Origin of the sequence: Buttiauxella sp. JUb87 (assembly GCF_004361975.1) — a bacterium.
In the GTDB taxonomy this organism is placed as follows: Bacteria; Pseudomonadota; Gammaproteobacteria; order Enterobacterales; family Enterobacteriaceae; genus Buttiauxella; species Buttiauxella ferragutiae.
This window is the reverse complement of sequence record NZ_SNVY01000001.1, coordinates 280,490-304,084: the sequence shown is the minus strand read 5'-3', so window position 1 is coordinate 304,084 and position 23,595 is coordinate 280,490. Positions and strand designations below refer to the sequence as shown.

Genomic DNA, 23,595 nt, shown 5'->3' with positions numbered 1-23,595 from the left:
TTATGATCGCCTGCTCACCACTCTTTCTAAAACCTGCGCGAATACCATCTATGACTATAAGCAAAGTCTCACGCAAAACGGCGTGGCTACGCGTCGTTACGCTCGCTGTCGCGGCCTTTATTTTTAACACCACGGAATTTGTCCCGGTTGGTTTACTGTCTGACATTGCCGATAGTTTTGGTATGCAGACTGCGCAAGTTGGGATCATGCTAACTATCTACGCATGGGTGGTGGCGCTAATGTCCCTTCCCTTTATGCTGTTAACCAGTCAGGTCGAACGAAAGCGCTTATTGGTCAGTATTTTCGTCTTATTTATCGTAAGTCACGTGCTCTCATTCGTCGCCTGGAGCTTCCCGGTGTTGGTGATTAGCCGCATTGGGATTGCCTTTGCCCACGCTATATTCTGGTCAATTACCGCGTCGCTGGCGATTCGTATGGCACCGGCCGGGAAAAAGGCTCAAGCACTCAGTTTGATAGCCACTGGTACCGCGCTGGCGATGGTTTTAGGTTTGCCGCTTGGACGTATCGTTGGGCAATATTTCGGCTGGCGTACCACTTTCTTCGCTATTGGTGTCGTCGCCGCACTCACGCTGTTCTGTGTGATGAAACTGCTGCCTAAATTGCCAAGCGAACACTCAGGTTCGCTGAAAAGTTTGCCGTTGCTGTTTAAACGCCCAGCCCTGGTGAGCTTGTATGTATTGGTCGCGGTGGTGGTGACCGCGCATTACACCGCCTACAGCTACATCGAACCGTTCGTACAAACCGTAGCCGGATTGAGTGCGAATGTGGCGACTCTGCTACTGTTGGTGCTGGGTGCCGCAGGGATTATTGGCAGCGTGCTGTTTGGTAAACTGGGCAATCGCCATTCATCAACGCTGGTCAGCGGTTCGATCGGTTTACTGGTGTTGTGCCTCGCGTTGTTACTGCCTGCCGCGCAAAGCAGCACTCAGCTCACTCTGTTATGCCTGTTCTGGGGAATCGCCATTATGGTTATCACCCTCGGCATGCAGGTGAAAGTTTTGGCACTGGCCCCCGATGCAACCGATGTTTCTATGGCGTTATTCTCAGGGATTTTTAATCTCGGGATTGGCGCGGGCGCGTTGGTAGGTAACCAGGTTAGCCTGCATTTTGATATGTCGAGTATTGGGCTGGTGGGGGCTGTTCCGGCACTGGTGGCGCTTATCGTTTCAGTATTAATTTTCCGTCGTTGGCCGGTTTCCTTAGAAGAACAGCACAGCCACGGTTAGCCAGGATAAAAGGATGTCGGGTAGCGTTGCGCTTACCCGACATTCGCGTTTATTGGGCTGGAAACTTGGTAATAATCTCTAGTACCCCGTTAATAATGAACTGAACCCCCATACACACCAACAAGAAGCCCATCAGGCGCGAAATCGCTTCAATACCGCTCTTGCCGACCAGGCGCATAATCGCACCAGAACTGCGTAAACTCCCCCACAAAATCAGCCCTACCAGCGCAAAAATCAGCGGTGGAGCCACCAGCACAACCCAGGCGGGGAAATTGACACCATGCTCAACCGTTGACGATGAACTGATGATCATCGCAATGGTCCCCGGCCCCGCCGTACTTGGCATCGCCAATGGGACAAACGCGATATTGGTATCAGGCTCCTGCTCAAGCTCCTCGGCTTTTGTATGTGCTTCCGGTGATTCATGCGCCTTCTGCTGCGGGAACAGCATGCGGAAACCAATAAAGGCCACAATTAAGCCACCCGCAATACGCAAGCCCGGTATCGAAATACCAAAGGTGTTCATCACAACTTGCCCAGCGTAGTAAGCCACCATCATGATGATGAATACATTCACTGACGCCATCAGCGCAGTTCTATCACGCGCCTTTTTATTCATATCGCCAGCAAGGCCGAGGAACAATGCTACCGTTGTTAACGGGTTAGCCAGCGGCAATAACACCACCAGCCCAAACCCTATGGCCTTTACCAAATCCATCATCTTCTAACCCTTAATTGCAGTGACTTTTCGCGATTCAGAGTATAGCAGTCACCCTTCACGCATTCGTTACAGAACTGTATGTATGTTAACAGTTGAACCGTTTTAGCTATTTGTGTCATCACATATTCATAACGTTGACATATGCTTGCCTGAGCAATAATATCTGCCGTGATTAAATATACTTGCCTGGGCAATAATAGTGAAAAACACTAACGATCTGTTTAACGAGGTGATTCCGCTTGGAAGACTGATTCATATGGTTAACCAACATAAGGATCGCCTGCTAAACGATCATCTTTCCCCACTCGATATCACCGCTACGCAATTTAAGGTGCTTTGCAGCATTTATTGCGAAGAGTGCGTACAGCCTGTCGAGTTGAAAAAAGCCTTATCAGTAGACCTGGGTGCGTTAACTCGCATGTTGGACCGCCTGCTGAGCAAGGGGTGGATTGAACGGTTGCCTAATCCCAACGACAAACGCGGTGTACTGGTACGATTGACTCCGGAAGGGAAAACATTGTGCGAAAAATGTCACCAACTTGTCGGAAAAAACCTGCATCAAGAACTGACTAAAAACCTGACAGCAGATGAAGTGACCACACTTTATCAACTGCTGACAAAGGTATTGCCGTAAAACCTGAAAAGAGGTGAACGATGTCCAGACGAAACAATGATTCAATCACCATTCAAAGCATTTTGGACTGGATTGAAGAAAACCTGGAAACCCCTCTGTCGCTAGAGAAGGTTTCGCAGCGTTCGGGCTACTCGAAGTGGCACCTGCAACGGATGTTTAAAAAAGAGACCGGCCATTCATTAGGCCAATACATCCGCAATCGCAAATTGACTGAGATCGCCCTCAAGCTGAAACAAAGCAACGAGCCGATTCTCTATTTGGCAGAGCAGTATGGGTTTGAGTCGCAACAGACGCTCACTCGGACCTTCAAGAATTACTTTTCTGTACCTCCTCATCGGTTCCGCGTTGCGTGTTCAGGTGGTGAAGGAAAGTATATTCATCCGCTAAATCATTAATATTGTTAACAAACGCTATGCAACCGTCTGTTGATTCAGACACCGAGGATTTATGAAACGTTACATCTCCGCGGCAAGCCTGCTTTTGATTCTGGCTTCCACCAACGCTCTGGCGGAGCAATCAACCCAATTCAGTGCCACGCAAGCCAATCATGGCAACATGATTATCCCCGCGTCTGAAAACTGTGCTGACGATAGCCACATGATGGGTGACAAGTCTGAGTTGCTGGGTACGCCGTATTACCGCGACAACAGCCACTAATCTCTACCATGGCGGGTCTGGAATGCTGACCCGCCCGGCACACTAATTCGTCACCGTTCTGCGCACCCGCAAGCCGAAGACATTAATATACAATCCGCCCATAATCAGCAGCGCCCCCGCTAACTGTGTCATCGACAAGGTTTCCCCCAGCAGCCATGCGGCACTCGCCATCCCGACAACCGGCACCAGTAACGATAACGGTGCAACACGCCAGGTTTCGTAGCGCCCCAGCAAACTTCCCCAAATCCCGTAACCAACAATTGTTGCTACAAATGCGAGATAAACCAGCGACAAAATCGTCGTCATATCAATGGCTATCAGGCTTTGCCACATCACGGCTGCCCCATCGAACAGGAAACTGGCGGCAAAGAATGGCAGTACCGGAATTAATGCACTCCACACCACCAAAGACATAATTGGCGGACGCGCCTCCAGTTGCATAATTTTCTTATTGAAGATATTGCCGCATGCCCAGCTAAACGCCGCGGCCAACGTCAGCATAAAACCGAGCAAAGCCACATGTTGCCCACCAAGACTGCCTTCAATCAGCACCAGCACACCGATAACAGCAAGGGAAATCCCCGCCAGTTGCTTGCCTTGCAGACGTTCTTTGAAGACACACGCGCCGAGGATAATAGTGAAGAACGCCTGCGCCTGAAGCACCAGTGAAGCCAGCCCCGCAGGCATGCCAAATTTAATGGCGCTGAACAAAAATGCAAACTGCCCAAAACTGATCGTCAGCCCGTAAGCGGCCAGCAAGCGAAAAGGAATTTTCGGACGCGCGACAAACAGTAACGCAGGGAAAGCAACCAGCAAGAAACGCAGACCAGCCAATAACAGCGGCGGCATATTATGCAGCCCCATTTTGATCACTACGAAATTCAGCCCCCACACCACTACGACCAGCATCGCCAGCAGTCCATCTTTGCGCGTCATACTTCGACCTCTGTTGATATTACAAATTTGTTAAAAATTACGGCTAAACTAACAGTTTGAATAGATACAGTTGGCACTTTAAAGCTTAGATACAGAAAGCATTCCCTGATAAACGGCATCTATACTTTGCCAAATCTTCATGCTAAATCTGATACCCCCCAATTAATCATTAATAAAAACAAACGATAAAATGGTTTCTTTAGCAACGCGTTTCTCTGGCAAGCAACTCTCCATCAGCGTTTTACTGCTCTCCTCACTGTTACTGACCGTAGGACGTGGGCTAACGCTCCCCTTCATGACCATTTACCTTTCCCGGCAATACAACATGCCGTTAAACGAAATTGGCATGGCGCTGACGATGGCTCTCACCGCTGGGGTGGTTTTCAGCCTGTGGTTTGGCATCCTGGCAGATAAATTTGACAAGAAAAAATACATGCTGCTGGCGATTGTGATTTTTCTCGGCGGATTTGTCGCGATCCCGCTGGTGAATAACGCCGTTCTGGTGGTGGTATTTTACTCGCTGATTAACTGCGCTTATTCGGTGTTTGCGACGGTGCTAAAAGGCTATTTTTCTGACACGCTGGAAATTCACCAGAAACCGAAAATTTTCTCGCTCAATTACACCTTCGCCAATATCGGTTGGACGGTTGGCCCGCCGATTGGCACGCTGGCGGTGCTCTACAGCACTAACCTGCCATTCTGGTTATCCGGCCTGACGGCGATCATTCCGTTTATCGTGATTAGCCGTTATGTGCATAGCGTGCCGGTGAGTGAACTCCAGCAAGACAGCAACGTCAGGCTTTCGCCGTTGCAAATGCTCAAAGATAAGGCGCTGATGTATTTCACTTTGTCGGCGTTCCTCGGCTCGCTGGTCTTCGGCTCGTTCGCCGCATGTTTATCGCAGTATGCAATTGCCATCTCTGATTCGGATCTGGCACAAAAAGTGGTGGGTGTGGTTCTGCCAGTGAATGCGTTTGTGGTGGTGGTTTTTCAATACATGGTTGGTAAACGCATTCGCCCGGATAACATTAAAAAGCTGATGGCATACGGCACGCTATTTTTCATCGCCGGGCTGGCAGGCTTTATGATTTCCGGCGACAACTTACTGCTGTGGGGCTTATCGGCGGCGGTGTTTACTCTCGGCGAGCTTATCTTCGCCCCTGGTGAATATATGCTGGTGGATAACATTGCCCCAGCGGGACTGAAAGCCAGCTATTTCTCAGCCCAACAATTGGGATGGTTAGGCGGCGCATGTAATCCACTATTCACCGGATTAATGCTGACCTGGTTGCCGCCGTATATGCTGTTTGTGGTATTGATGGCCGCCATCGCGCTGGCTTATTTGATGGTTGTGAAAGGGATGGCGGCCAAGCCGATGTTGGTGCTCAATTAAATGGTGGATGACGCTTGCGCTTATCCACCCTACAAAACCGAAACCGTATAACGGGTTACGCTAAACCAAATCTTTTCGATACTGAATAAAGCCCGGCTTATCCGCTAACTTGTCATATAACGCCTGGCCTGCGGCATTGGTTTCATGGGTATGCCAGTACACTCGCTGGCAACTTTTCGCCTGAGCATGCTGATAAACCCCTTCGATTAATGCCCGCCCGATGCCTTTGCCGCGTGATTCAGGCGCGGTAAACAGATCCTCAAGATAACAATGATCTTCTGCCGACCAGGTGCCTCGGTGGTAAACCATATGGGTAAAACCGACCATTTTCCCCTGCCCGTCAAACGCCCCCAGCGCAAACATCGGTTCGTTAGGGTCAAGCATTCTGCGCCACGTCAGTTGGCTAATTTCATCACTGAGCTGGCTGTTGTAAAACGTCAAATAACCCTGCCATAAAACAGCCCACGCCGCGTGATCGCCCTCTTCCAGTGCTCTGACTTGCAGCGTGTTTCTGCTGTCGGCTGGCCGATGGTGGCTCAGGCTTTCACGAATCTGCGCCAACCCCTGTTTCTGCACGCCATCCGGCATATTCTCAACGCAAAGCCAGCTTTCAAATGCCTGCTGAATCAGCGGCCATTCGCTATCGAGAATCGAAAACCACGCGGTATCGCGAGTGCGCTGCTTGTACACCACGGCCTGGCGGAATAACCCTTCATAACGGAAGCCAAGGCGGATCGCCGCATGGCGCGATGGGCCATTCAGACTGTCACATTTCCATTCATAGCGACGATAGCCCAGGTCAAAGGCATATTTCATCAGCAGATAATGGGCTTCGGTAGCCTGAACAGTGCGTTGCAGCAACGGCGAATACATCACAAAACCGACTTCAACTACCCCGTTCGCCGGGTCGATACGCATTAGTGACAGCGTTCCCCAGGCCTTGCCGCTCTGGCAATCGACAACCGCAAAGTGCAGCGGGTCGTTGCTCTGCGCGGCACTGGCAATAAAGTCGGCAAATTGCTGTTGCTCAGCAAACGGCCCGATGCTCAGATACGTCCAGCCGCGGCTATCTTGCGCCGTATTCCATGCGGCCCACAAATCTGCACTATGTGCGTCAGATAGCGGTTCGAGGCGGCAAAAGCGCCCTTCCAGCACCCTACGTTGCGGGCGCGGGCACGGCTGCCAGGCTGGCAGAGCATGGCCTACTGGTTGTTGATATTCGTTTAATCCACTCAAGCGACGCCTCACCAGGTTTTGACATTAGTCTCCTGAATATAAACAACTAAAGGCACAACACAAAGAACCAAAATGTGGCCGTTTTTGTAGACCATACCGTGGTTTAAATGGCAACAAGCCCTCTTACCCCATCGGTTTCCATATTCGCTCCCGCGCCGCGTTGAATGATTGAACCGCGCGACATGACTAAATAGCTGTCGGCAAGGTCGGCGGCGAAGTCATAAAATTGTTCGACCAGCAAAATAGCCATATCGCCTTTTGCGGCAAGACTACTAATAACCTGACCGATCTCCTTAATCACCGAAGGCTGTATCCCTTCGGTCGGCTCGTCCAGAATCAGCAACTGCGGTTTACAGGCCAGCGCACGGCCAATGGCCAGTTGCTGCTGTTGCCCACCGGAAAGGTCGCCGCCGCGCCGCTGCTTCATCTCTTTGAGTACCGGAAACAAGTGATAAATCTCTTCCGGCACTTGTTTAGCTTCACGCCCGGTAAAACGTGAAAGCCCCATCAGCAGATTTTCTTCGACCGTTAAGCGCGGGAAAATCTCGCGGCCCTGCGGCACATAGGCAATTCCTGCCTGTACACGCTGGTGTGGTTTGCGGCTGGTGATATTATTTTGCTGCCAGTTCACGCTACCGGATTTTGCCGGGATCAACCCCATCAGGCATTTCAGCAATGTGCTTTTGCCCACGCCATTGCGCCCCAGCAGGCAGGTGACTTCACCAATCTTTGCTTCAAACGAGACGCCGCGCAGAATATGGCTGCCGCCGTAGTATTGGTTTAGATCGTTGACTATGAGCATAGTTACCCCGCGTTTGTGTCGGATGACGCTTCGCTTATCCGACCTACATGGACAGTTTTAGGGTGGAAACACGAAGCGTCATGCACCATGAAGTTGTAGGGTGGAAAAGCGCAGCGTCCTCCACCATGAATTTAGCGCCCCAGATACACTTCAATCACCTGCTCGTTGGCCTGCACTTCACGCAGTGAACCTTCCGCCAGCACCTGCCCTTGATGCAACACCGTCACATGGTCAGCAATGGTTTCCACAAAGCCCATATCGTGCTCCACCACCATCAGCGAATGCTTGCCCGCCAGCCCGCGAAACAGTTCGGCGGTATATTCGGTTTCCGCATCGGTCATGCCTGCGGCGGGTTCATCGAGCAACAGCAAATGTGGCTCCTGCACCAGCAACATGCCGATTTCGAGAAATTGCTTTTGCCCATGGGAAAGCAGGCCCGCTTTGCGATGGCGTTCGGCAGCGAGTCGCAGCGTTGTCAGCATTTCGTCGATGCGGTCGCGCTGCTCAGAATTCAGTTTCGCCCGCAAACTCGCCCACACCGATTTATCGGTTTTCTGGGCAATTTCGAGATTTTCAAACACCGTCAGCGCTTCAAACACCGTCGGCTTCTGGAATTTGCGGCCAATGCCGCGTTTGGCGATATCTGCCGGTTCGAGGCACATTAAATCGGTGGATTGATCGTAAAATGCCCTGCCGCTTTGCGGTTTGGTTTTGCCGGTAATCACATCCATCAGCGTGGTTTTTCCGGCACCGTTCGGGCCAATTACACAGCGCAATTCGCCAACGCCAATATTGAGCGACAAATTCGTCAGAGCCTGGAAACCGTCAAAACTGACATTGATGTTTTCCAGCATCAGTACCGGGTCGGTCTGGTCGCGGAAGCGGTCAGCCTCATGCTGGCGGGTAAAAAGTGGTTCGCCGGGTTGCATTATTTCTCTCCTTTACGCAGCAGGCCAATCACGCCGCGCGGTAAAAACAGCGTGACGACGATAAAAATCAGGCCAAGAAACAGCTGCCAGTATTCCGGCACTGCCATGGTGAAGTAGCTTTTCGCACCGTTCACCAGACCTGCGCCAAGGATCGGGCCTATCAGCGTGCCGCGCCCGCCGAGTGCCACCCAAATAGCGGCTTCGATAGAGTTGGTTGGCGACATTTCACCAGGGTTGATAATCCCAACTTGTGGCACATACAACGCCCCCGCCAGCCCGCAAAGTACCGCAGATAGCGTCCACACCAGCAGCTTGAAACCTTTTGGGTCATAACCGCAGAACACCAGGCGGTTTTCCGCATCGCGCACCGCGGTTAGTACCCGGCCAAACTTGCTGCGAGCCAATGTGAAACCTATTCCGAGGCTTGCCATCAGCAACAAAACCGTGGCGATAAACAGCCCGATGCGCGTACCCGTTGCGGTAATCGGCATACCTAAGATAGTGGTAAAGCCAGTGAAACCGTTGTTGCCACCAAAGCCAGTTTCATTGCGAAAGAACAGCAGCATTCCGGCGTAGGTCAGCGCCTGGGTCATAATCGAGAAATAGACGCCTTTGATTTTTGAGCGGAAGGCAAAGAAGCCAAACACCAGCGCGAGCAGCCCCGGCACCAGTACAATCAGCGCCAACGCCCAGGCAAAATGCTGCGTACCCCACCAGAACCACGGCAATTGATCCCAGGAAAGGAACGACATAAACGCCGGTAGCCCGTCGCCTGCGGCCTGACGCATCAGGTACATGCCCATCGCGTAGCCGCCGAGTGCAAAGAAAATGCCATGCCCAAGTGACAATAACCCGGCGTATCCCCACACCAAATCCAGCGCAACCGCGACAGTTGCATAACAGAGGATTTTACCGACCAGCGTCAGCGTGTAAGTCGAAAGACTCAGTGGATGACTGGCTGGCAACAGCGTCAGAAACGGCAATGTCAGCATCAGCACCACCATCAGCGAACCCAGCGCCATCGAGATGCGCGGTGCTTTGCGGGTCAGTGTTAACGTTAGCGGCTGGCTCATCAGTCGATAACCCTCCCTTTCAGGGCGAACAGGCCTTGCGGTCGTTTCTGGATAAACAGAATAATCAGCACAAGGATGAGGATTTTGCCCAGCACCGCGCCAATTTGCGGTTCCAGAATTTTGTTAAAGATCCCAAGCCCGAAAGCTGCGGCCACGGTTCCCGCCAGTTGCCCGACACCGCCGAGCACCACCACCAGGAATGAATCGATGATGTAGCCTTGCCCCAGCTCCGGGCCGACGTTACCAAGCTGAGAAAGCGCCACCCCGCCAAGACCTGCAATGCCGGAACCGAGGCCAAACGCCAGCATATCCACGCGCCCGGTTGGCACGCCGCAGCAGGCGGCCATGGCGCGGTTTTGCGTCACGGCTCGCACATTCATGCCAAGACGCGTTTTATTGAGCAGCAACCAGGTGAAGAGCAACACCAGCATCACGAAACCAATCACCACCAGGCGGTTCCACGGCAGAATCAGGTTCGGCAACACCTGCACGCCACCGGACAGCCACGCCGGGTTGGCGACTTCCATGTTTTGCGCGCCGAACACCATACGCACAATTTGAATCAGCATCAGGCTGATGCCCCACGTCGCCAGCAAGGTTTCCAGCGGGCGGCCATAAAGATGGCGAATCACGGTGCGCTCAAGCGCCATGCCGATTCCGGCGGTGATGGCAAATGCCACCGGCAAAGCGACAATCGGGTAAAACGTCAGCCAGGCCGGTGCATATTGCTGAAAAGCGCTTTGCACCAGCCATGCGGAATACGCACCCAACATCAGCATTTCGCCATGCGCCATATTAATCACGCCCAGCAAACCGTAGGTAATCGCCAGCCCCAGCGCTGCCAGCAGCAAAATAGAACCCAGCGACAGCCCCATAAATGCCTGACCGAGAATCTCGCCCAGCATTAAACGGTGTTGAATTTTTTTCAGCCCTTCGCTCGCCGCTTTGCGCACCTGCGCGTCGGGTTCGGTCTGCGCGTCCGTCAGCGGTTTGAGTAGTGCCTGGGTGTCGGGGTCAGCCGAGTGACTCAGCAGGTCGACTGCATTTAAACGCACTTTTGCGTCAGTGCTGGCGAGTTGTAATTGTGCCAGCACGCCTTCCAGCGCGTGGCGGACATTTTCATCCGGTTCAGCTTTCAGCCTTTGTTGCAGCAACGGCAGCAAATCAGGCTGGACATCGCGTTGCAGCGCCTTTGCCGCTTGCAAACGCTCAGTGACGTTGTCACTTATCAGGCGATGACTGGCGAGTGCGCTGCCTGCAAGAACGCGTAATCGGTTAGTCAGTCGGACTTTTTTATCGTTAATGACCAGATTTTCTTGCGCCAGAGCGTTGAGTAACGGTAACCGCTTTGCATCCGGTGCCGCCGCCCATGTTTGCAGCAGTTTTGCCTGTTGCGTGCGGTTTGCTGCGGCAAAATCCTCAGCGTCTCCGGCATGAGCGAAACACGGCAGCAGCCAGGCTACGAATAACAGGCAGCGTACAAGTTTCATTGGGCGTCTCCTGGAGTTTATGGTGGATGACGCTGCGCTTACCCGACACTGGTTTTGCTTTAGTTGCTCGCCATTTTCACAGGCTCGTCAGACTTCTTGTCGTTACCGGCAATGAACGGGCTCCACGGCTGGGCGCGTACCGGTGCATCGGTCTGCCACACCACGTTGAACTGGCCGTTGCCTTCGATTTCACCAATCATCACTGGCTTATGCAGATGGTGGTTGGTGGCGTCCATGGTGAGCGTAAAGCCAGACGGCGCTTTGTATGTTTGCCCTGCCATCGCCTCACGAACTTTGTCCACATCCGTGGTGCCGGCTTTCTCCACCGCCTGCGCCCACATATGGATGCCGACGTAGGTCGCTTCCATCGGGTCGTTGGTCACGACCGTGTCGGCATTCGGCAGCTTGTGGGCTTTGGCGTAGGCTTTCCATTCGGCGACAAACGCTTTGTTGGTTGGGTTATCGACCGATTCGAAGTAGTTCCATGCCGCCAGGTTGCCGACCAACGGTTTGGTGTCGATACCGCGCAGCTCTTCTTCGCCGACCGAGAACGCCACCACCGGAACATCGGTCGCTTTCAGGCCCTGATTGGCGAGTTCTTTGTAGAACGGCACGTTGGAGTCGCCGTTAATGGTGGAGATAACCGCGGTTTTGCCGCCCGCCGAGAATTTCTTGATATTGGCAACAATGGTCTGGTAATCGCTGTAACCAAACGGCGTATACACCTCTTCAATGTCTTTATCCTGCACGCCTTTGGAATGCAGGAACGCGCGCAGAATCTTGTTGGTGGTGCGCGGGTAAACGTAATCCGTACCCAGCAGGAAGTAGCGTTTCGCCGCCCCACCGTCTTCACTCATCAGGTATTCCACCGCCGGGATCGCCTGCTGGTTTGGTGCCGCCCCGGTATAAAACACGTTTGGCGACATCTCTTCACCTTCGTACTGCACCGGGTAGAACAGCAGCCCGTTCAGCTCCTCAAACACCGGCAATACTGATTTGCGTGATACCGACGTCCAGCAGCCAAACACCACCGCCGCTTTATCCTGACTTAATAACTGGCGTGCTTTTTCAGCGAACAGCGGCCAGTTTGACGCCGGGTCAACCACCACCGGTTCGAGCTGTTTGCCCAGCACGCCGCCTTTGGCGTTAATGTCGGCGATGGTCATCAGCGCCACATCTTTGAGCGGCGTTTCAGAAATCGCCATAGTGCCGGACAGCGAGTGCATGATGCCCACTTTGATGGTGTCAGCAGCTTGTGCGCTGAAGGCCAGCCCCATGCTGACAACAGACGCGGAGAGCGCGAAAGCTTTAATGAAGGTGCGACGTTGCATAGTGTGTGTACTCCCAAACGTATTATTAAGAAATAACCCCATGCTTCGCCTGATGAAGCATATGGAGAGTAATTTGACGGACCTCTTTCTGACTTGCGGCTATATGGTCGTGTAAGCGGGTCTGCGCCTCCTGAAGTTGACGGTTCAAAATGGCGAGCAAAATCTGCCCATGCTCGAGATACGTGGCACTGACGCGGGGGCGTTTGGTGAAATCCAGCCGCCGCACAATACGAATTTTTTCGGTGATTTCGCGGTGTACCCGCGCCATTTCCGGGTTACCTGCGGCTTCCACCAGCGTCATATGGAAAACTTCATCGTGGCTGGCGACTTCCGCGCCGTCTGGCAATTGCGGTGCATCAATCCAGAACTGCTTTAGCGCCTGTAACGGCCGCGAGCGTACTTCTGCAGGCAGCGCACATAGCCGTTTTACGGCTTCCAGTTCCAGCACAATGCGCAGATCGTAGAGTGATTCCAGATGATCGAAATCCACCGCTTTGATCTGCCAACCGCTACGCGGCTGCACTTCGACATAGCCTTCTTGTTCCAGCGCATACAGCGCCTGGCGCACCGGTGTGCGGCTCGCCGCCATGCGCACTGCGATGTCGTTTTCGCTGAATCGGTCGCCAGGCAGTAACTGGAAATCAAAAATTTCCTGTTTCAGTAAGCGGTAGATGCGCTCGGCAATGCCTTCTGGTTTTTTCATGCCCTCACCCTAACCCTCTCCCACGGGAGAGGGAATTGTCCGGTTTTCTCCTTCTCCTGGGGGAGAAGGTCGGGATGAGGGCGTCCGTTACCAAACATCACACCGCATCCAGCCACAACAACGCATCACCCGGCCCAACCGGATGCCCTTGCTGGCAACTGATTCGCAAGACCGTGCCATCACATGGTGCGGCCACCATCAGTTCCATCTTCATGGCTTCCACCACAATCAACGGCTCACCCTGCTTCACCGTTTGCCCAGGTTCCACGAGGATTTTCCAGATATTGCCGTTCAAATCGGCACTCACCAGATGGCCCTCCTGGTCTTCAATATCCAGCGGCTCCGCCTGCATCGCGATCTCAATGGCAGCACTTTCTTGCTCTTTCCAGTTCACCACTTCGCGGTTAAATGCCAGTTGTTGGTGCTGGCGGAAATCAGCAATGTCATCGGCGTTGTCGGCAAGGAACGTGGTGTAAGCGGCAAAATCAAACTCGACTTCTTCAACACGCACCTGCGCGCGTCCTTCACGGAAAGCGCTGCGGAACTCGGTCAACTCATCTTCCGTTACCGGATAAAAACGCACCTGGTCGAAGAATTTCAGCAGCCATGGTTCGTCGCCAAACTGTTCGTTTTTAAGGAATTTATTCCAGATAGGCAGCGTGCGCCCCACCAGTTGGTATCCACCGGGTGAATCCATGCCGTAGATGCACATATACATGCCGCCAATCCCGACGGTGCCTTCGGCAGTCCAGGTGCGCGCTGGGTTATATTTCGAACTGAGTAAGCGGTGGCGCGGGTCGAGCGGCACTGCGCACGGTGCGCCGAGATACACATCTCCCAAACCCAGAATCAAATAACTGGCGTTAAAGATGATCTCCCGAACCTCGTCACGGTGCGCCAGCCCATTGGTGCGTTGAATAAAATCAACGTTATTGGGTAGCCATGGCGCATCGGCGCGCACGGTTTCTTTGTAACGCTCAACGGCGGCAAGGGTTGCGCTGTCTTCAAAGGCCATCGGCAAATGCACAATGCGCGACGGGATTTTAAGTTTCGTGACATCGCCGAGCTGTTTTTCCAGGCCAAGCAGCAAAGTGAGTAATTGCGACTGGGAAATATGCTGGCTGTCGTAACGCACTTGCAGCGAACGCACGCCCGGCGAAAGCTCTTCAATGCCTGAAACCCCGACCTGATTGATGGCTTTCATCAGCAGATAAATACGCAGGCGCAGCGCCAAATCCAGCACGTTGTCGCCATATTCGATCAGCACATAGTTGTCACCTGCCTGGCGGTAAACCACCGCCGGTAAATCACCCTGCGCCGCCAGTTCTGCGAGAATTGCCGCACTTGAAGTGGTAGTTGGGGTGATCGACGGGTGCAAATCCGGCAGGTTCAACACGTGCAGCAAATTAGTGACCGCCACGTCCTGGGCGATTTCAAGCGACTGAGCATGTTCAAAAGTAATGGCGTGGAAGCGAATACGGTCGCCAGGCTTCACCTGCCCAACTTTCCACAGTTCCGCTTTGGCAATGGTCACCGGGCAAACAAACCCACCAAGGCTTGGGCCGTCGCGCGTCAAAATCACCGGGAAGTCTCCGGTAAAATTCACCGCGCCAATCGCGTATTCACAGTCGTGAACGTTGGAAGGATGCAGCCCCGCTTCGCCACCGTCAGCTCGCGTCCACTGCGGTTTCGGGCCAACTAATCGCACGCCAAGGCGGTTGGAGTTGTAGTGAACCTGCCATTCGGACTCAAAGAACGTTTGCATCGACTCCGGCGTGAAGAAATCAGGTGCACCGTGTGGCCCGTACAACACACCGATTTCCCACACATCGCTGTACTGCGGAATCACCGCCGGTTCCGGCGTTTGCGGCAGTGAAATCGGCGCAGGCGTGGTGCAGGCTGGCAAGCAAGGCTGGGAAATCGCCAGCACATCCGCCACTCGCAAGGTGCGCCCGGCGTGGCCGCCGAACTGCCCAAGGGCAAACGTTGAGCGGCTACCGAGATACACCGGCACATCAATTCCGTTACGCACCGCCAGATAGGTGCGACAACCCGAAGTCGCACGCCCCAGCTTTAACGTTTGCCCTGCTTTCACAATCACTGGCTGCCAGTAAGGAACCGCTTCATCGTCGAGCGTTGCCGGGCAATCCGCGCCCGTTAAGGCAATGGTCGCCGCACTGTGGAAACGCAGCGTTGGCCCTTGCAGGGTAAATTCCAGCCCGGCGGCTGACGGATGGTTGCCGACAATGCGGTTTGCGAGGCGGAACGCAAAATCGTCCATTGGCCCCGATGGCGGCACGCCAATGTCCCAGTAACCCAGTCGGCCAGGGCTGTCCTGCACGCTGCTCCAGGTGCCCGGCTCCAGCACTTCAATCGCATGCGCCTGGTATTCCACACCATCAAGCAAACGCGTCCACATCATTCCGGCTTTAAATTCAGCCAGTTGCACTATTTGGCGCAGGTAATCGAGGTTGGTGGCGATACCGTGTAAACGCGTGGCGGCAAGTACGGTGTTCAGTTTACTTAACGCCTGCTGACGATCGTCACCGTAGACGATCACTTTGGCGATCATCGGATCGTAAAACGCGCTCACTTCGCTGCCCGTACTCACCCAACCATCGACGCGCACATTTTCGGGGAAGAAAACGTCGGTCAGCACGCCAGGGCTTGGCTGGAAGTTTTTCAACGCATCTTCGGCGTAAATGCGCACCTCGATGGATGCCCCTTTCGGCGGTTGCGCTAAACGCTGCCAGTCAAGAGTGATGCCTGCGGCGACGTTAATCATGCATTCGATAAGATCCAGACCGGTGACCATTTCGGTAACCGGGTGCTCTACCTGCAAACGGGTATTCACTTCGAGGAAGTAAAACGCATCGCGGGCAGCATCGTAGATAAACTCCACGGTGCCAGCGCTGCGGTAATTCACCGATTCGCCGAGTGCCACGGCGGCGGCGTGAATCGCTTCACGTGTGGCCTGCGGTAAATTTGGCGCAGGGGTTTCTTCCACCACTTTCTGATTACGGCGTTGCAATGAACAATCACGCTCGCCCAGCGCCACCACTTTGCCTTTGCCGTCGCCAAAAATTTGTACTTCAAGATGGCGGGCGCGGTCGACAAAACGCTCGATAAACACGCCATCGTCGCTGAAAAACTGCTGGCCCATGCGTTTCACGCTCGACCAGGCGTCAACCAGGCTCGCTTCATCTTCACAACGTGTCAGGCCAATGCCACCACCACCAGCGGTAGTTTTCAGCATTACCGGGTAACCAATTTCAGCTGCCGCCAGTTGCGCTTCTTTCAGCGTTAACAGCAAACCGGTTCCCGGCGTCATTGGTACATCAGCTTTAAACGCCAGGTCGCGAGCGCAATGCTTCAGCCCAAAGTCACGGATTTGTTCAGCGGTGGGGCCGATAAAAACGAGGCCGTTTTCAGCGCACGCCTGGGCAAATTCCGCGCGTTCGGACAAAAAACCGTAGCCTGGGAAAATCGCCTGCGCGCCGCTTTGTTTGGTTGCTGCGATGATTTTCTCGATATCAAGATAGCTTTCAGCCGCTTTCTCACCGCCCAACGCGATGGCGACGTCGGCATCCATCACATGCTGTGCATTGGCATCGGGTTCGGAATACACCGCCACGCTGGCGATCCCCATTTTTTTCAATGTTTTAATGGCGCGAACAGCAATTTCACCGCGGTTGGCTATCAATACTGAGCTAAACATTTTTCATCTCCTCAGGCGCTGTGGTGACGGGCAAGCCAGGCTTTCCAGCCGCCCCACGCGGTAATATCCGTGGCATCGCTTAGTGCTGCGGGTTCGCAAATAAACCCTTTCACGCTTCTGCCGTCTTCCAGAGTCAAAGTACCGATCCCAAGCGGCGCGGGGATCTCCGCCACAAATTCACCGAATCTAGCCAGCGGGATATCCCATAGTTCTACGGCAATCGGCTGCCCTTCCAGACTGCGGGCAAGGCCCGGTTTTGGCGGCTGAGTATTGGCCAGCGCATAAAGGCGATAATTGGCAGCGGTGCGCGATTCTTCGATAAACACCGCATTGCGCGTGGTGAGCTGGTGGTTGAGCGGCATTCCACGCAGATGTGCACCCACCACGGCAACGCGAACGTGGTTTGCCGAGATTTTTGCGGTAATGGTCGCAGGAAGTGCTTTTTCAGTCGCACCCAGCGGCTGGTTCAACGCCTGCTGCCAGCTTTTGCCGAAGTGACTCAGCGCCTGGTCATGCCATGCGGGCGCGATAAGCGTGATTCCGGCAGGAATTCCGTCTGCGCGGAAATCCCCCGGCAGCGCCAGCGCGCAGAGGTCAGCCAGGTTGGTAAAGTTGGTGTAGGTGCCAAATTGCGAGTTGTAGCGCACTGGTTCCTGCGCCATTTCAGCGAGGGTATGAATGGTCGGTGACGTGGGCACCACCAGCGCATCAAACTCGCTCAGTTGCGCGTTGATTTTTTGCGCCAGTTCCGCACGGGTATATTCCGCCTGCCAGGCATCGCAGGCCGTGTAGTTCAGGCCGTTCGCCACAATACCGCGCACGGTAGGATCCATCGCTTCAGGCTGATTTTTGAAAATTTCGCCCACCGCCACGGTGCGCTCCGCCACCCACGCGCCGTTATACAGTTGAGCGGCTAACTCGTTAAACACCGTGAAATCAATCGGTACCAGTTCCGCGCCCTGCTGCTGCAAACGCGCCAGGGTTTTGGCGAAAGCCACTTCACTTAAACGGTCCCCAAAGAATTCAAGCCGATCGGGAATGGCAAAACGGAGTTTTTCACTAAAACGTGCCGGAGCGGTCTGCGGGTTGGCGCGGGAGTAAGGATCTTGCCGCTCGTAACCGCCAGCAATCGCTGCAACGGTTTCAGCATCTTCAACGGTTAATGCGAACACTGAAACACAGTCGTTCAATCGACACGCAGGAACCACACCGGCAGTAGAAACCCAACCTTTGGTCGGTTTCAGACCAACAATATTGTTAAAACCTGCTGGCACGCGGCCTGAACCGGCAGTGTCGGTGCCCAATGAAAAGCACACCAGCCCGCGAGCCACCACCGATGCGGAGCCCGAACTGGAACCCCCGCTGACATATTCAGGGTTGAAGGTATTTTTTACTGCACCAAACGGAGAGCGAGTGCCGACTAATCCGGTGGCAAACTGGTCGAGGTTGGTTTTACCGACCACAATCGCCCCGGCCGCTTTCAGGCGGGCTATCACCGTCGCATCTTTTTCAGGGGTGTAAGTAAATGCCGGGCACGCCGCGCTGGTGGGCATTCCGGCAACATTAATATTATCTTTCGCCGCAAAAGGAACGCCTAATAATGGAAAATCTGCTACTTGCTTTTCACCAGAATTAATTGCCTGAAAAATTGTGGTTAATTGCGCATAAATTTCATCCTGCGTGGCGATATATATCCACGCATTATCATCACGGGATAAATTTGCATTTAATTGCTGATATGCCGCCACTAGCTGTTGCGGGTGCTGGCGGTAACTCGCGACCCATTCAGGCAAGGTTGCTACTGACATAAACTGGAATCCCATCTGGTATACAAGATGGAATGAATAAAGCATTTACCGTGCCAGGTATTTACAGCGCTGAAAATCAACAGGTTTAAATATTATTAAGCACGCAGCATTCATTTTCCGCACCCTTATAGAGCGAAGGATTAAGTTAATTATCCAGAAAGGTGCAAATAGATAACTTCATATTATTTTCTTATATTTTAGATTTGTCGGATGACGCTTAAGCTTATCCGACCTACGAAAACCCCCGGGCAAACATAAAAATGTCATGCTCATGATTTGATAGTGTGATCAACCACCAGGAAAGCAGATTAACCATACAATACCCTAAGTATTGTCTTAAATGCGGCATTAACACCGCATGCGGATGCGCAAAATAGAATACGATTCCATCACAGATCGAACTTAGGTATAGCGCCAATAGCTGCTTATACTTCCTTAAAATGTCTAAAGGCAAACGAACATGAATAAGCCCGCCCCTACCGGTTTATTGCAGCAACCTAAACCGTTTTTTATGATTTTTTTTGTTGAGTTATGGGAGCGTTTTGGATACTACGGCGTGCAAGGTATTCTGGCCGTTTTCTTCGTTAAAGAGCTCGGTTTTTCACAGGAACAGGCCTTTGTTACCTTTGGTGCCTTTGCCGCACTGGTTTACGGGCTGATCTCAATCGGTGGTTATGTTGGCGATCATTTATTAGGAACAAAACGCACGATGGTTCTTGGTGCCGTGGTACTGGCGCTGGGCTACTTTATGACCGGTTTGTCGCTGCATAATCCTGATATGATCTTTATTGCCCTGGGCACCATTGCGGTGGGCAACGGGCTATTTAAAGCCAACCCAGCCAGTCTGCTTTCGAAATGTTATCCGCCAAAAGATCCCCGTCTGGACGGCGCATTCACCCTCTTTTACATGTCTATCAACATTGGTTCTTTGTTGTCTTTGTCTCTTGCTCCCGTCATTGCCAACAAATATGGCTACGCCGTTACCTACAACCTGTGCGGCATTGGCTTAGTCTTCGCATTGCTGGTTTATTTCTGCTGCCGTGGCATGGTGCGCGACATCGGCTCGGAACCCGATAGCAAGCCGATGAGCTACAAAAACTTACTGCTGGTTTTAGCGGGAACTGTGCTGATGATTTACGTTTGTGCATGGCTGATGCATAACGTAAAAGTGGCCAATATTGTGTTAATTGTGCTGTCCATCATCGTGATTTTCCTCTTCTTCCGTGAGGCCGCGAAGCAAAACAAAAGCGATCGCAACCGCATGTACGTCGCCTTTGTGCTGATGATTGAAGCGGTACTGTTTTACATTCTGTATGCCCAGATGCCGACGTCGCTGAACTTCTTTGCTATCAATAACGTGCGCCATGAAATTCTCGGTTTTACTATCAACCCCGTCAGTTTTCAGGCTCTGAACCCATTCTGGGTGGTGGTCGCCAGCCCTATTCTGGCTTCGCTGTATACCCGTTTTGGTGCCAAAGGCAAAGATCTGACGATGCCTGCCAAATTCACTCTCGGCATGTTCCTGTGTTCGTTAGGCTTTTTAACTGCCGCCGCCGCTGGTATGTGGTTTGCTGACGCGCAAGGGCTGACCTCACCCTGGTTTATTGTGCTAGTGTATTTGTTCCAGAGTTTGGGTGAACTGATGATAAGCGCGTTAGGTTTAGCAATGGTCGCAGCGCTGGTGCCGCAAACTATGATGGGCTTTATTCTCGGGATGTGGTTCCTGACCCAGGCCGCGGCCTTCCTGCTCGGCGGCTACGTTGCCACCTTCACGGCAGTGCCAGAATCCCTTAACGATCCGCTGCAAACGCTGCCGATTTATACTGGTGTGTTCAGCAAAATTGGCATCACGACCTTTGTTATCGCGCTGATTATGGCCGCAATGGTGCCGTGGCTAAACCGTATGATGAATATGCAACCGGAAGTGAAAACCGCTTAACTTCTTCGTCTTTGTTTCTTATCACGCCGCCTTCAACGAAGGCGGTTTGTGATAACACTTTCTGAAACTTAAATAATGGTGCCGCCTTTGGTTAAATCATCACGGCGCTGTTCCACTTCCGCTTTGTGATGATGGCCCTTCTGCGCAATGGCGTTACGTAAACGCTGCTGCTGTGCGTAACGGTCTTCGCGGGTTAACTCAGCATCGTCGCTCAGTTCAATCAGCAACTCATTCATATGCTCAATCACATTTTCAGTTACCGCTGCGTCTACGCGGGCAATAACATCTTCCAGGTGCGCCATAACTATCTCCTTAATTTTAGAGGTATACCTTATGACTCCGCGGTGATTTTCTCAAGATCATTAATCATTCGTGCTGTTTACAGAATGAATCTAAAGCTCCGGCCAATGCCGCTGGATTCTCCCATGACATGGAATGCCCGCATTCGGTTAATACCGATGTGCTAATGCCCCCGTTTTGAACTTGGGTGAAATCACCGTCGGGGAGCGATTGTTCACCAAAGATCAACGAACGCGGTTTCTCCAGGTGCGCGAAAATCGTTAACCAATGATTACCCTTGATCAGACTTTCCGCTCCACGCCATACAGCCCAGGGTGCCGCTGCCGCTAAACTTCCTGACCATGGGCCATTTTCATTGTTAACCATTGCATTATGCCGATCTGCGACATAATTCGCTTCAGTTACGCTACAAATTTGTTGGCTAAAAAAGCCGCCGCCCGCATGGAAATTAGGCTCTGAAACGATCAGCCCGGATAAATTTGCCGTCAATAATTCTGCTGCTTCAATACAGATACTGCCGCCCATGCTATGACCATAGAGAAAATACTTCTCCAGTTTCAGATGACCAATAAGTTCAGCCACCACTTGCGCCTGTTCTTTAATTGAATAACTGAAATCGCGGGGTTTTTCGCTATATCCGTAACCGGGGAGGTCGATAAGAATCGCCCTTCGTCCAGCAAAATTTTTATCAGCAACGACGCGGGGATATTCATAAGATGAGGCGCAACCAAGGCCATGAACAAATACAAGCGGTGTGCCGCTGCCGGGCAAGTCCAGCCAGCGGACGCGGCAGTTTGCAGTGGTTGAAAAAAATGACTCCATGTCGTTATTCCTGTCTTTTTAACGGTGGATGTCGCTAACATTCATCCCTACAACTGCTGTCTTGTAGGGGGGATAAGCCGAAGGCGTCATCCACCATTAATGCCAATAATGTCGGAGGTCGCTAATGCTAATCCGACCTACAAAAAAGCTTATCAGTTCAATTTTGCTTTCGAGAAGTCGCTACCGTTCAGGCTCACACTGTAACCCGTCACATTACTGCGCGTGGCGTAGAAGGTTTTGCCGTTAGCGAGTGGGATCCACGGTGCTTGCTGGTAGAACACTTCTTGTGCCTGCTCGTAAAGTTTGGCGCGTGCGGCCGGGTCGCTGGTCAGTTTTGCTTTCTGTGTCAGCGCATCGTACTGCTTGTCGCACCAGCGCGCGGCGTTGGAGCCACTTTGGATGCTGCCACAACCGAGCAAGGTATCGGCGAAGTTGTCCGGGTCACCGTTGTCGCTCATCCAGCCAAATAATGCGGAAGAATGTTCGCCTTTACGCATACCTGAAAGATATTCGCCCCACTCAAAGGTGACGATTTTCGCGTTCACGCCCACTTTCGCCCAGTCATGCTGAATCATCTCGGCGATGCGACGTGAATTCGGGTTGTATGGGCGTTGCACTGGCATCGACCATAAATCGGTATCGAAGCCCTTCTCCAGGCCCGCTTGCTTGAGCAACTCTTTGGCTTTGGCTGGGTTGTAGCTGCGATCTTTCAGATCTTTATCAAAACCTAACATGGCTGGTGGAATCGGTGATTTTGCAATGGTGCCCGAGCCCATAAACACGGCATTAATAATGGCTTGTTTATCGACGGCGTAATTCAGCGCCTGGCGAACCAGCACGTTGTCGAACGGTTTTTTGGTGGTATTAAACGCCAGATAACCGACATTCAAACCATCGACGGTATGCAGCTCGAGGTTTTTATCGGCTTTAATGGCTTCGAACTGTACCGGTGCCGGTGCGGGGATAATCTGGCATTCGTTCTTCTGCAATTTCGCCATGCGCGTTTGCACGTTTGGCGTAATCGAGAAGATCAGGTGTTTAGTTGGCACTTCGCCATTCCAGTAATTCGGGTTTGCCACGTAGCGAATCAACGAATCCACTTTGTATTCCTGCAACGCAAACGGGCCGGTGCCGATGGGTGCGGTATCGACCTTTTCTGGCGTGCCCGCTTTTAGCATCGCATCGGCGTATTCAGCCGAAAGAATCGACGCAAAGTCCATTCCCCAGTCTGCGAGGAAGGCCGCATTTGGCTCACTCAAAGTGAACTGAACGTGATTGTCATCGATCTTCTTCACTTCAGTGATGAGCTTATCGAGGCCAACATCGTTGAAATATTCGTAACTTGCCTGCGAGACATTGTGGTACGGGTGTTTCGGGTCTTTTTGTCGCATCACCGAGAACACCACGTCGTCGGCGTTGAAATCGCGCGTCGGTTTAAACTCTTTATTGCTATTGAACTTCACGCCTTTGCGCAGCGTGAATGTGTAGGTTTTACCGTCCGGGCTGATTTTCCACTCGGTCGCCAAAGATGGCACCGGCAGGTTATCGCTCGGGCGGAATTCAACCAGCCGGTTGTATAACGTTTGCGAGCTGGCAACAAACGTTGGCCCGGAACTGGCGATTTGTGGGTTGAAGGATTCTGGAGAGGCTTCTGAGCAGTAAACCAGGGTGTTATTCGCGGCAGCGAATGCGGAGCTGGCGGGTAATAAGCTGGTTAACAGCAGCGCGAGGAAGGTTTTCCCTGTCGACATGATTTTACCTTTTGTTTGCTTGCCAAAATGATGAGTGAACTTATTATTTTTAAGGATGAATCACACCATAACCCAGGGCCACTGACAAATAACAAAAGGCTCTCA

General features: G+C 52.6%; 20 protein-coding genes and 1 pseudogene. 6 read left to right on the top strand and 15 right to left on the bottom strand.

All coding sequences use genetic code 11. From position 1 onward, the window contains the following. Positions 1 to 50 precede the first annotated feature (50 nt). Entirely contained in the window at positions 51 to 1,247 is a 1,197-nt protein-coding gene (locus EC843_RS01300; protein WP_064546806.1) for a sugar transporter, read from the top strand. 49 nt (positions 1,248 to 1,296) lie between these two features. On the opposite strand, the gene EC843_RS01295 is transcribed toward EC843_RS01300, so the two are convergent. Continuing rightward, positions 1,297 to 1,968: a MarC family NAAT transporter gene (locus EC843_RS01295; protein WP_064546808.1), complete on the bottom strand. Its 672-nt coding sequence runs from the start codon at positions 1,966 to 1,968 to the stop codon at positions 1,297 to 1,299. Between the two features lie 199 nt (positions 1,969 to 2,167). Between EC843_RS01295 and marR the strand changes: the two genes are divergently transcribed. Genes marR through marB form a run of 3 tightly spaced genes read left to right on the top strand, consistent with a single transcriptional unit; the run spans position 2,168 to position 3,259 of the window. Next, entirely contained in the window at positions 2,168 to 2,602 is a 435-nt protein-coding gene (marR, locus tag EC843_RS01290) for a multiple antibiotic resistance transcriptional regulator MarR (RefSeq protein ID WP_064546810.1), read from the top strand. A 20-nt stretch (positions 2,603 to 2,622) separates the two neighbouring features. After that, a complete protein-coding gene (gene marA, locus EC843_RS01285; RefSeq protein WP_064546812.1) occupies positions 2,623 to 2,997 on the top strand; it encodes an MDR efflux pump AcrAB transcriptional activator MarA in 375 nt (124 codons plus the stop codon). 52 nt (positions 2,998 to 3,049) lie between these two features. After that, complete coding sequence (gene marB / locus EC843_RS01280; RefSeq protein WP_064546814.1) at positions 3,050 to 3,259, top strand: multiple antibiotic resistance regulatory protein MarB; 210 nt, start codon at positions 3,050 to 3,052, stop codon at positions 3,257 to 3,259. 42 nt (positions 3,260 to 3,301) lie between these two features. Here marB and eamA read toward each other — a convergent pair whose 3' ends face one another. Next, a complete protein-coding gene (eamA, locus tag EC843_RS01275) occupies positions 3,302 to 4,195 on the bottom strand; it encodes an O-acetylserine/cysteine exporter (protein WP_133521455.1) in 894 nt (297 codons plus the stop codon). 190 nt (positions 4,196 to 4,385) lie between these two features. Between eamA and ydeE the strand changes: the two genes are divergently transcribed. Beyond that, positions 4,386 to 5,588, top strand: a complete 1,203-nt coding sequence (gene ydeE, locus EC843_RS01270; protein ID WP_121813455.1) for an efflux MFS transporter YdeE — start codon at positions 4,386 to 4,388, stop codon at positions 5,586 to 5,588. A gap of 60 nt (positions 5,589 to 5,648) precedes the next feature. Here the strand turns inward: ydeE and EC843_RS24940 are convergent, their stop codons facing one another. The 10 genes and pseudogenes from EC843_RS24940 to atzF all read right to left on the bottom strand — a co-directional run bounded on the left by EC843_RS24940 (position 5,649) and on the right by atzF (position 18,678). Then, on the bottom strand, positions 5,649 to 6,176 hold the full coding sequence (locus EC843_RS24940) for a GNAT family N-acetyltransferase (RefSeq protein WP_279535810.1): 528 nt from the start codon (positions 6,174 to 6,176) through the stop codon (positions 5,649 to 5,651). Further along, a pseudogene (locus EC843_RS24705) lies at positions 6,177 to 6,824 on the bottom strand (GNAT family protein); the annotation flags it as partial. A gap of 103 nt (positions 6,825 to 6,927) precedes the next feature. Next, on the bottom strand, positions 6,928 to 7,626 hold the full coding sequence (gene urtE / locus EC843_RS01260; RefSeq protein ID WP_133521453.1) for an urea ABC transporter ATP-binding subunit UrtE: 699 nt from the start codon (positions 7,624 to 7,626) through the stop codon (positions 6,928 to 6,930). 131 nt (positions 7,627 to 7,757) lie between these two features. Further along, a complete protein-coding gene (gene urtD / locus EC843_RS01255) occupies positions 7,758 to 8,555 on the bottom strand; it encodes an urea ABC transporter ATP-binding protein UrtD (RefSeq protein ID WP_064546823.1) in 798 nt (265 codons plus the stop codon). Next, positions 8,555 to 9,628 (bottom strand): urea ABC transporter permease subunit UrtC, encoded by a 1,074-nt coding sequence (gene urtC, locus EC843_RS01250; RefSeq protein ID WP_121813452.1) that lies wholly within the window; start codon positions 9,626 to 9,628, stop codon positions 8,555 to 8,557. The genes urtD and urtC overlap by 1 nt, the downstream gene beginning before the upstream one ends. Continuing rightward, a complete protein-coding gene (gene urtB, locus EC843_RS01245) occupies positions 9,628 to 11,118 on the bottom strand; it encodes an urea ABC transporter permease subunit UrtB (RefSeq protein WP_133521452.1) in 1,491 nt (496 codons plus the stop codon). Before urtB ends, urtC begins: the two co-directional genes overlap by 1 nt. Before the next feature lie 59 nt (positions 11,119 to 11,177). Further along, positions 11,178 to 12,449, bottom strand: coding sequence for an urea ABC transporter substrate-binding protein (gene urtA, locus EC843_RS01240; RefSeq protein ID WP_133521451.1), 1,272 nt, complete (start codon positions 12,447 to 12,449; stop codon positions 11,178 to 11,180). A gap of 25 nt (positions 12,450 to 12,474) precedes the next feature. After that, positions 12,475 to 13,152, bottom strand: coding sequence for a GntR family transcriptional regulator (locus EC843_RS01235; protein ID WP_064546829.1), 678 nt, complete (start codon positions 13,150 to 13,152; stop codon positions 12,475 to 12,477). A 97-nt stretch (positions 13,153 to 13,249) separates the two neighbouring features. Then, on the bottom strand, positions 13,250 to 16,870 hold the full coding sequence (gene uca / locus EC843_RS01230; RefSeq protein WP_133521450.1) for an urea carboxylase: 3,621 nt from the start codon (positions 16,868 to 16,870) through the stop codon (positions 13,250 to 13,252). 11 nt (positions 16,871 to 16,881) lie between these two features. After that, complete coding sequence (gene atzF / locus EC843_RS01225; protein ID WP_133521449.1) at positions 16,882 to 18,678, bottom strand: allophanate hydrolase; 1,797 nt, start codon at positions 18,676 to 18,678, stop codon at positions 16,882 to 16,884. A gap of 460 nt (positions 18,679 to 19,138) precedes the next feature. Between atzF and dtpB the strand changes: the two genes are divergently transcribed. Then, positions 19,139 to 20,617, top strand: a complete 1,479-nt coding sequence (gene dtpB / locus EC843_RS01220; protein ID WP_064546835.1) for a dipeptide/tripeptide permease DtpB — start codon at positions 19,139 to 19,141, stop codon at positions 20,615 to 20,617. Between the two features lie 68 nt (positions 20,618 to 20,685). On the opposite strand, the gene EC843_RS01215 is transcribed toward dtpB, so the two are convergent. The 3 genes from EC843_RS01215 to EC843_RS01205 all read right to left on the bottom strand — a co-directional run bounded on the left by EC843_RS01215 (position 20,686) and on the right by EC843_RS01205 (position 23,490). Then, on the bottom strand, positions 20,686 to 20,919 hold the full coding sequence (locus tag EC843_RS01215) for a DUF2526 family protein (RefSeq protein ID WP_064518779.1): 234 nt from the start codon (positions 20,917 to 20,919) through the stop codon (positions 20,686 to 20,688). A gap of 64 nt (positions 20,920 to 20,983) precedes the next feature. Then, the gene (locus tag EC843_RS01210; protein WP_133521448.1) at positions 20,984 to 21,739 is read right to left on the bottom strand and encodes an alpha/beta hydrolase; all 756 of its coding nucleotides are present in this window, start codon (positions 21,737 to 21,739) and stop codon (positions 20,984 to 20,986) included. Positions 21,740 to 21,891: 152 nt separating this feature from the next. Then, complete coding sequence (locus tag EC843_RS01205) at positions 21,892 to 23,490, bottom strand: ABC transporter substrate-binding protein (RefSeq protein WP_133521447.1); 1,599 nt, start codon at positions 23,488 to 23,490, stop codon at positions 21,892 to 21,894. Positions 23,491 to 23,595: the final 105 nt, after the last annotated feature.

Excerpts from the sequence above, each read along its gene's own strand:
- marB (WP_064546814.1), top strand. The coding sequence starts at position 3,050 with ATGAAACGTTACATCTCCGCGGCAAGCCTGCTTTTGATTCTGGCTTCC.
- atzF (WP_133521449.1), bottom strand. The coding sequence starts at position 18,678 with ATGTCAGTAGCAACCTTGCCTGAATGGGTCGCGAGTTACCGCCAGCAC.
- dtpB (WP_064546835.1), top strand. The coding sequence starts at position 19,139 with ATGAATAAGCCCGCCCCTACCGGTTTATTGCAGCAACCTAAACCGTTT.
- EC843_RS01210 (WP_133521448.1), bottom strand. The coding sequence starts at position 21,739 with ATGGAGTCATTTTTTTCAACCACTGCAAACTGCCGCGTCCGCTGGCTG.
- EC843_RS01205 (WP_133521447.1), bottom strand. The coding sequence starts at position 23,490 with ATGTCGACAGGGAAAACCTTCCTCGCGCTGCTGTTAACCAGCTTATTA.
- urtC (WP_121813452.1), bottom strand. The coding sequence starts at position 9,628 with ATGAGCCAGCCGCTAACGTTAACACTGACCCGCAAAGCACCGCGCATC.
- EC843_RS01295 (WP_064546808.1), bottom strand. The coding sequence starts at position 1,968 with ATGATGGATTTGGTAAAGGCCATAGGGTTTGGGCTGGTGGTGTTATTG.
- ydeE (WP_121813455.1), top strand. The coding sequence starts at position 4,386 with ATGGTTTCTTTAGCAACGCGTTTCTCTGGCAAGCAACTCTCCATCAGC.
- EC843_RS24940 (WP_279535810.1), bottom strand. The coding sequence starts at position 6,176 with ATGCCGGATGGCGTGCAGAAACAGGGGTTGGCGCAGATTCGTGAAAGC.
- eamA (WP_133521455.1), bottom strand. The coding sequence starts at position 4,195 with ATGACGCGCAAAGATGGACTGCTGGCGATGCTGGTCGTAGTGGTGTGG.
- uca (WP_133521450.1), bottom strand. The coding sequence starts at position 16,870 with ATGTTTAGCTCAGTATTGATAGCCAACCGCGGTGAAATTGCTGTTCGC.
- urtA (WP_133521451.1), bottom strand. The coding sequence starts at position 12,449 with ATGCAACGTCGCACCTTCATTAAAGCTTTCGCGCTCTCCGCGTCTGTT.
- urtD (WP_064546823.1), bottom strand. The coding sequence starts at position 8,555 with ATGCAACCCGGCGAACCACTTTTTACCCGCCAGCATGAGGCTGACCGC.
- EC843_RS01235 (WP_064546829.1), bottom strand. The coding sequence starts at position 13,152 with ATGAAAAAACCAGAAGGCATTGCCGAGCGCATCTACCGCTTACTGAAA.
- EC843_RS01215 (WP_064518779.1), bottom strand. The coding sequence starts at position 20,919 with ATGGCGCACCTGGAAGATGTTATTGCCCGCGTAGACGCAGCGGTAACT.
- EC843_RS01300 (WP_064546806.1), top strand. The coding sequence starts at position 51 with ATGACTATAAGCAAAGTCTCACGCAAAACGGCGTGGCTACGCGTCGTT.
- marA (WP_064546812.1), top strand. The coding sequence starts at position 2,623 with ATGTCCAGACGAAACAATGATTCAATCACCATTCAAAGCATTTTGGAC.
- urtE (WP_133521453.1), bottom strand. The coding sequence starts at position 7,626 with ATGCTCATAGTCAACGATCTAAACCAATACTACGGCGGCAGCCATATT.
- urtB (WP_133521452.1), bottom strand. The coding sequence starts at position 11,118 with ATGAAACTTGTACGCTGCCTGTTATTCGTAGCCTGGCTGCTGCCGTGT.